This window comes from Pedobacter sp. 01N416 (assembly GCF_056399685.1).
Genome location: NZ_JBFTRT010000383.1, coordinates 1 through 7626, shown reverse-complemented (window position 1 = coordinate 7626; position 7626 = coordinate 1). Strand labels below are relative to the sequence as shown.

Below are 7626 nucleotides of genomic sequence, written 5' to 3'. Positions count from 1 at the left end.
AAATACCTTAGCAAATGAAATTACTTTGATTGATAAAAACAGTTTAACCTTCAGTGCTCAAAATGCGATCTATCAGCCAAAATACAAATCTTTAAAATTGGTTCCTTTTTACACCCTGGCCGAAAAGCGGTATGTGGTTTATTTCCCCTACAGCAGCGCAGAGGCATTGCCAGAGCGTGCAAAGGCGATTAAGCTGGCAGAAGAAGAAAAAATGAAAACGGAACAGCAAACCGTCGATCTGATCAACACTGGAGAGCAGCAGCCAGAATCAGATCACAATTTTAAGGGCGAGCAAACCGACAATGGAACTTATCAGGAAAGGCATTTTAGAAATGGAAAAGCATGGTTTAGTTATGTGCTTAAAAACAAAGATTTATCGGCAAATAAGCTGAGCTTAACTTTTTACGGAAAAGAAAAGAATAAAAACTTTTCTATTTTGATTAATGGTGTTGTAATTGAAAATGTAAAGCTGGATGGAAGCAAAGGTGATACTTTTTATACACAGGAATACCAAATCCCAAAAGAGCTATTAAAAGCAGATTTAGAAGTAAAATTTGCTGCCAATCAGGGATCAGCTATTGCAAATATATATGAGGTGAGGTTGCTGAGATAGAGGACTGATTTTCGTGGTCCGTCCTCATGAACTTGTTTCAGGATCTATTATGTAAGGCGTCATTTCGACTGAAGTGCAGTCCCGAACTTTCGGGAGAGAAATCTTATCCATGAATATAAGAGGTCTGTGAGGACACAGACCAGGGAATGGTGATCGAAATGATGATGAATCTAAAGGCGATCGTCCTCCTGAACTTGTTTCAGGATCTTATTTGAGAAAGTTTTATATCAAGTATTATAGATGCTGAAACAAGTTCAGCAGGACGATACGTAGAAGTGGTCTGTGCGGACACAGACCACGGAGAATCAGGTATTATTTCGCTTTCTTAACTCCTATTGCTTTAATAAGATTTCGAGTTCTTTTTCCTTAATTGTTAATATGGTTCCGTGTCGTAAACCTTTCGGTAAGGAGATTTTATCAGAAACATCGGTCCAGTTCTTTAAATCTGCAGATTGGATTGCGCCATATTTATGGTCGCGGTACTTATCAAAATACACCATCCAGTTATTGCCGGTTTTTAAGGTTGTTGGTCCTTCAGCCCAATAATTTCCCGTAATTGGATTTCCCGCTTTGCTGTAAGGACCAATCAATTGATCGGCATAAGCCATTTTGATATTCTTTTGAGCGGGCTCACGGGTCTCGTCTTTTAAAAACATGATAAACTGTTTCCCGTTTTTTACAATAGTGGCATCAATCACATTAAAATCCGGATCGTAAAGCAGTTTGGTTTCCGAATAATTTTTGAAATCTTTGGTTGTAACGTAATACATACGGTGATTGTAACCGCTTTCTTCTGTTGAGGCTGTTTCATTAAACTTACCCGTAATGGTTGTAGCCCAATAAATCATATAGGTCTTGGTGCGGCTATCGTAAGTGATTTCAGGAGCCCAGGTATTTCTCGCACCATCTTCCTTAGCCATTACTGGTAAAAACTGCTGCTCGCTCCAGCTAATCAGGTCCTTCGAACTGGCATAACCGATACCTTTATCTTTCCAGCTTACTGTCCAAACCATGTGAAATAAGCCATCAGCCCCTCGGATAATACAAGGATCTCTCATCAATTTATCTTTGCTTACCGTAGGCGTAAGGAACGATTGATCATTCTTAAGCGCGGTCCATTTGTATGCATCGTTACTATAGGCCAGATGCAACCCGTCTTCCCCATTACCTTTGAAATAGGCGAAGAGATAAACCTCCTTTTTCGACTGTGCCTGAGCATTAAAAAAAGCCGATAGTAAGATTATAGAAAGGTATATGAGTTTTTTCATCATTTTATTTTAATTCGAGTACCACAACTGATTGCGCAGGCAACTCAACTTTAAGCGAATTTCCTGATTTTTTTGCACCAGTAAATTTTGCATTGTGTACTTTATTCGAATCGCTAAACGTATTTACATCGGTAAGTTTGGCTGAGGTTAAAATCTGTCCTGTAACCGAGCTCCATTTTAACCCATCTAAAACGGTGCTTAAGGCAATTTTTTTATTTGGGTCTAAATTCACCAATGAGATATGGATTACACCACTTGCATCCTGAGAAGCAGAAACATTTAAAGCCGGAATTTTTTGATCGCCTACAGTATAATCAGGACTGGTAAAGGCAATCGGTAGATATTTTGGTTCCAGGTTCTACATCCGTCCAGATTCCCCATTCGTCAACCACTAAAGCCACTTTCTTTTTTGGATCGTATTTATCCATTATTGCTGAGTGTTTGGTTACCAGTTCTTCCATTTTTAAACAGTTTTTCATGGTCGAAAAGTATTGTGCTTCATCAAATTTGGTAGCCGATCCTTTTTTGCCCCAGTTTCCTGTTGGAATGGTGTAATAATGTAAAGTTAATCCCCACATCTGGTTGCCGATGTTTTTCATGCAGGTTTCTGTCCAGTTGTAATCGTCGGAATTTGCACCGCTGGCAATTCTTTTTAGCGGAGCGCCCGGATAATTACGTGCATAAGTGGCGTACCTGCGGTATAAATCAGAATAATAAGCAGGCGTCATGTTTCCTCCACAACCCCAGCTTTCGTTACCCAYACCCCAGAAAGACACTTTCCAGGGTTTTTCTCTACCATTTTGGCTGCGGATGGCCGTCATCGGGCTTACACCATCAAAGTTCAGGTATTCTACCCATTTGGCCATTTCTTCAACGGTTCCGCTGCCTACATTACCTGCAATGTAAGGTTCGCAATCGAGCATCTGACAGAGGTCTAGAAATTCGTGTGTACCAAAACTATTGTCTTCAGTTACGCCGCCCCAGTTGGTGTTTACCATTTTCGGACGTTGATTTCTCGGCCCTATGCCATCTCTCCAATGGTATTCATCGGCAAAACAGCCGCCTGGCCAACGCAGGTTTGGAACTTTTATCTTCTTTAAAGCATCTACAATATCTAAACGGATTCTTCCTTTATTGGGAATAGTCGAGTTTTCATCCACCCAAAAGCCATCATAGATACAGCGGCCCAAATGCTCGGAAAAATGACCGTAAATGTGCTTGCTCACTATCTGATCGCCTGCTGGTTTAATGGTTAACTGGGTTTCGCTTTGTGCATGCACTAAAATAGAACTGCAGAATACAGCCGCAGATAAGATAAGTTTTTTCATCATGATCTCGTTAAATCTATTGGTTAAATGGAATTTTGATAACGTTAAAAGAATAAGGTTTTAAAGTGATGTTGAGCTTTTTGCCTTTTAAATTAATAGTACTTTTTTGTGGGCTAACCGCTTCAGGATTTTCGAAAGAATTGAGTTGATTTAGGTTACTGTTCGCTATTTCCTCGTTGGTGGCCTTACTTTTTAGTTTCATTTTCCCTTCCAGGTCGAAATCAATGTTTTGCGCCTGATCGGAGTTGTTGGCAATTTTAATGATCAGTTCTTTTTTTGCCTGATCGGTTACCGCAGATGCGTAAAGGCCATCCTGGCCGATAATATTCTTTTCATCAAGCGTAACCGAAACTACATCGGTTCCTTTATTCGTAGAAAATTGTTTCTGTACATAATAATCAGGTGTTCCGTACGATTTTAGGTTATCTACCCAGATCATATCGGGTGCCCATTGCCAGGCATCAATATGGGCGAAAAGCGGCGCATAAGAAGCCATCTGTACCACATCGGCATTGCGCTCTAAGCCTGTCATCAATGAAGCTGAAGCTAAAGCACTTTGCCAGTTGTTGCGGTTACTTCCAACTATACTATTGTCTGCGTGGACCGCATATTCGCCAACAAAAACCTTCGATCCGTTTCTTGGGTAGTTATCGTAACGGCCGGCATTTTTCAAAAACCAATCAGCAGGGCGGTAATAGTGTTCATCAATAAAATCGGCATTATTGCTTCTTAGAGTAGTATTCAATAAGTCAAAACGGTCGCCATCCGGACCGGTACCAGAACTGTTGATCAGTTTAAAATCAGGATATTTGGCTTTTATGGCCTTGGTGAAAATTGCTAGCCTTTCCAAATACTGTGGTCCCCAGTTTTCGTTTCCAACCCCCATCATTTTTAAATTGAAAGGTTTTGGATGACCAAGATCTGCCCTCATTTTCCCCCACTTGGTTGTTACATCGCCATTGGCAAATTCGATCAGGTCCAGCGCATCCTGAACATAAGGATCGAGTTCATCAAGGCTCGCTACTTCGGCTGAATTATACTGACAGGCCATGCCGCAATTTAGTATTGGTAGCGCATCAGAGCCTATATCTTCTGCCAGTTGGAAATATTCAAAAAAACCCAAACCAAAACTCTGGTAATAATCAGGTGCGGGGCGGTGTGCAAATTCAATATTCCAGCGGTTCATAATCAATTGCCTGTTTTCGATCGGGCCGATGGTTTTCTTCCACTGATAACGGTTGGCCAGATCGGTGCCTTCTACAATGCAGCCACCAGGGAAACGGATAAAACCCGGTTTCATATCAGCTAATAACTGTACCATATCGGCCCTTAATCCCTGTGGGCGGTTTTTCCAGGTGTCGCCTGGAAACAGCGAAATCATATCCAGATCAATGTTTCCATTTCCCTGAAACACAATCGAAAATCTGGCTTTTGGATCGGTTTCTGTCGCAGTAAAACTTGCTGATTGCTTTTTCCAATCGCCACCGGTCTGATCTGGGGTTAATCTTCCCTGTCCGATAACTTTATTATCTGCGGCCTTTAAGAGTAATGTCAACCTAACACCAGGTTTTGCCTGACGGTACATGACAGAAAAATCATATCGCATCCCCTTTTTTACGCCGATACCTTTAAATCCTTCATTTATCAACTCAAAATCGTCAGTTTGTTTTTTTACCTGTAAGTATCTTGGATTGGCGGTGTTTACTTCCTTGCGGTTTACCACCAAAATTTCACCTTCCTGTGGTCTTTTTCGTTGAATGGACCAACCCATTAGCGGTTTTGCAAACTCGAATGAGCGGTTTTTAATCAGTTCGGCATAAATGCCGCCATCAGCACCAAAGTTGATGTCTTCAAAAAAAACGCCCCACATATTAGGTTGCACCTTGGCAATGGAGTGGTCTGTTTTAACTTTGATCACTTTTGCAGTTTGTGCCTGTACTTCGGGAGTGTACCCGATTCCAATTGTTGCATATGCCAGGCATGCCGAAAACACACTTTTTACAGGGTAATTTAATTTCATACGGTTTAATATTTGGAAGATCCTAATGGTAAAAGTAAAATATTTAAAATAATAAACGTTATCTAAACATTTATTTTTTTATTCATCAACGATTTTGTTGGTAAATTCTACAATCTTAGCATCGGGGAAAATGATACAAGTATCTCAAATATGGATTGAGGTAGTAAAAGGGTTTAGTAAAGTAACTTTTTACTTGATGTTTAAAATTTATTGAGCAGAAACCTTTAAAATCTTTCTTATAACATATTGTCATCGTCAAAAAGCAGGATACTACAGGATGCGCCTTAAAGATATACTATTTACATTCGACATGAATCATTTAATGGCTGCTACCCAACGGCTGTTATGATCCGCTAACCAATAACACATGATGAGCCTTCATTTCTTCAATATTCAAATATTGACTATTTTATTCCGTAGGGCTTTTATGTGCAAAATAGCTGGTTCACATGCTTGATAAAAGAATTATGAATCTTAAAAAATATACTTTGCTTGGCTTTTTAAGTGCAGCAACACTTTGTGGTTCGGCGCAACAAAAAGCTACAGATAAACAATCGGTTAAACTCTTTTTTGAGAAATCATACCTACAGGTAGACCGCAGTTATTACAGCACTGGCGAAGATGTATGGTTTAGCGCCTATTTGGTAAATGGAAAAAGTAGCAATTTAACCGCTACCAGCAATAATTTATATGTGGAGCTGCTTTCGCCAAAATCGGAAGTTTTAGACCGGAAAATGATCAGGTTGGATGGTGGACTGGGAAAGGGAGATTTTAAATTAAAAGATTCTATTCCTTCTGGTTGGTACGCCATTAGGGCTTACACCAATTGGATGCGAAACTTTGGCGATGATTTTGTTTTTCAAAAACGGATCCACATTAGCAATAACATTATTGAAAACGCTTCTTATTTTACCCGAAATCCGGTCAAGAAAAACGATGTTTCCAATTCGAAAAAATCGATAGCCTTTTTCCCGGAGGGCGGTTCGCTGGTTGAAGGATTAACCAGTATTGTAGCCTTTAAAACCAATGATGACATTGGCAATGGGATTAAAGCCACAGGAAGTGTAATCTCATCAAAAGGAGATACTGTAACTACTTTTCAAAGTACCGATGCGGGCATGGGCATTTTTGCTTTTACACCCAAAACGGATGAAAAATATAAGGTTGAGGGATTTTATGGCAAAGAAAAATTTTCGTCGGAAATGCCCTTAAGCCTTAAAAAAGGCCTCTCATTACATATTACTACTGATTCTTTAAATATCAAAGCAAGTATCAGTGCCAACGAGTTAATGTTCGGCGAGTTGAAGGATAAAAGCATTTCGCTTGTAATTAAACATGCAGGCGATAATATTTATTCCGGATCGATCAAATTAAGTAAAGCTATAGTATCGGTATCTATCCCAACAAAAGGTTTTCCGAATGGTATTGCAAGCATAACCCTGCTAGATGACCAGAACAGGCCTAATTGTGAACGGCTTATTTTTATACAAGACGAAAATAAGGTCAATTTCTCAATAAGCCCAAACAAAGCAGCTTATAAACCAAGAGAGAAAGTGGTTATTAAGGTAAAAGCGACCAATTTTCTTGGTCAGCCAGCTAAAACAGCATTTTCCTTAGCTGCTGTTGATGGACTTATTCCAGATGATGGAAATGATATTGTATCGTATTTGATGAGTTGGTATGGCAATCAAACGGTAAAAATTTCATCAAAAGATGATAAAGGGAAAAAGGGTGGCTGGCTACAGATCGATACGCTGATTAAACCTTTAAATTTAGCGCCGTTAAAAACGATCTCACCTGGAATTTCGAACACCTTGAACGTAGAAATCGGTAAACGCATGGATTATAACCGCACTTACAAGTTTGGCGATTCGATCAGTTTAAACGATATTGAAATTAAGKCCGCCCAGAATAACAAGGTGGTTCTGTTTCAGGATGTACTTACCTCATTTGGGTATCCCGAGGAAGTTTTCAACATTACAGCAGCCGATTATTCTTACAAGGGATTGGAACATTTTCTGTTAACAAAGGCTAAAGGAAGTTATCCAGCGGAAGAAAACGATAGTTTGGGTAATGAAGGAGTCACCTTTATCGCCAATGGAAAAAAAGTTAGGCCGGTTATTAAAGTAAACAACAGGCAGGAACTCTTTACCGAACGCTTAGATTACTACAGTTTAACCATGGATCAGATTAATCAGGTTAGAATTCAGCATTTATTAAACAGTACCGGAAAAGATGTGTACCTCATCAGCCTTAATTTAAAGGATGAGGCTTTGCGCGGACCAAATTTAGACTTGCTAAACCTAAATTTAAACGGTTATTATGCCGCAAGAACTTTTTATTCGCCAAATTACAGCAGTCCGGCAACACCAAATAAAGATTTACGTACCACCGTTT

5 protein-coding genes and 1 pseudogene are annotated in these 7626 nt (G+C 39.7%); 2 read left to right on the top strand and 4 right to left on the bottom strand.

The annotated features are described in order from the left end of the window. Window positions 1–613 (top strand): DUF6805 domain-containing protein (locus AC1DND_RS19435; RefSeq protein WP_477584119.1); only part of this gene is annotated, 613 nt, incomplete at its 5' end. A gap of 332 nt (window positions 614–945) precedes the next feature. On the opposite strand, the gene AC1DND_RS19430 is transcribed toward AC1DND_RS19435, so the two are convergent. From AC1DND_RS19430 to AC1DND_RS19415, 4 genes are read right to left on the bottom strand one after another with little or no spacing between them, the layout of a single operon-like run. Then, the gene (locus AC1DND_RS19430) at window positions 946–1881 is read right to left on the bottom strand and encodes a glycoside hydrolase family 43 protein (RefSeq protein ID WP_477584117.1); all 936 of its coding nucleotides are present in this window, start codon (window positions 1879–1881) and stop codon (window positions 946–948) included. 4 nt (window positions 1882–1885) lie between these two features. Then, a complete protein-coding gene (locus AC1DND_RS19425; RefSeq protein ID WP_477584121.1) occupies window positions 1886–2173 on the bottom strand; it encodes an alpha-L-arabinofuranosidase C-terminal domain-containing protein in 288 nt (95 codons plus the stop codon). A 22-nt stretch (window positions 2174–2195) separates the two neighbouring features. Next, window positions 2196–3209, bottom strand: a complete 1014-nt coding sequence (locus AC1DND_RS19420) for an alpha-N-arabinofuranosidase (RefSeq protein WP_477584115.1) — start codon at window positions 3207–3209, stop codon at window positions 2196–2198. Between the two features lie 16 nt (window positions 3210–3225). After that, window positions 3226–5229 (bottom strand): alpha-L-arabinofuranosidase C-terminal domain-containing protein, encoded by a 2004-nt coding sequence (locus AC1DND_RS19415; protein WP_477584113.1) that lies wholly within the window; start codon window positions 5227–5229, stop codon window positions 3226–3228. 449 nt (window positions 5230–5678) lie between these two features. Between AC1DND_RS19415 and AC1DND_RS19410 the strand changes: the two are divergent. Continuing rightward, window positions 5679–7626, top strand: a pseudogene (locus AC1DND_RS19410) (hypothetical protein); the annotation flags it as partial.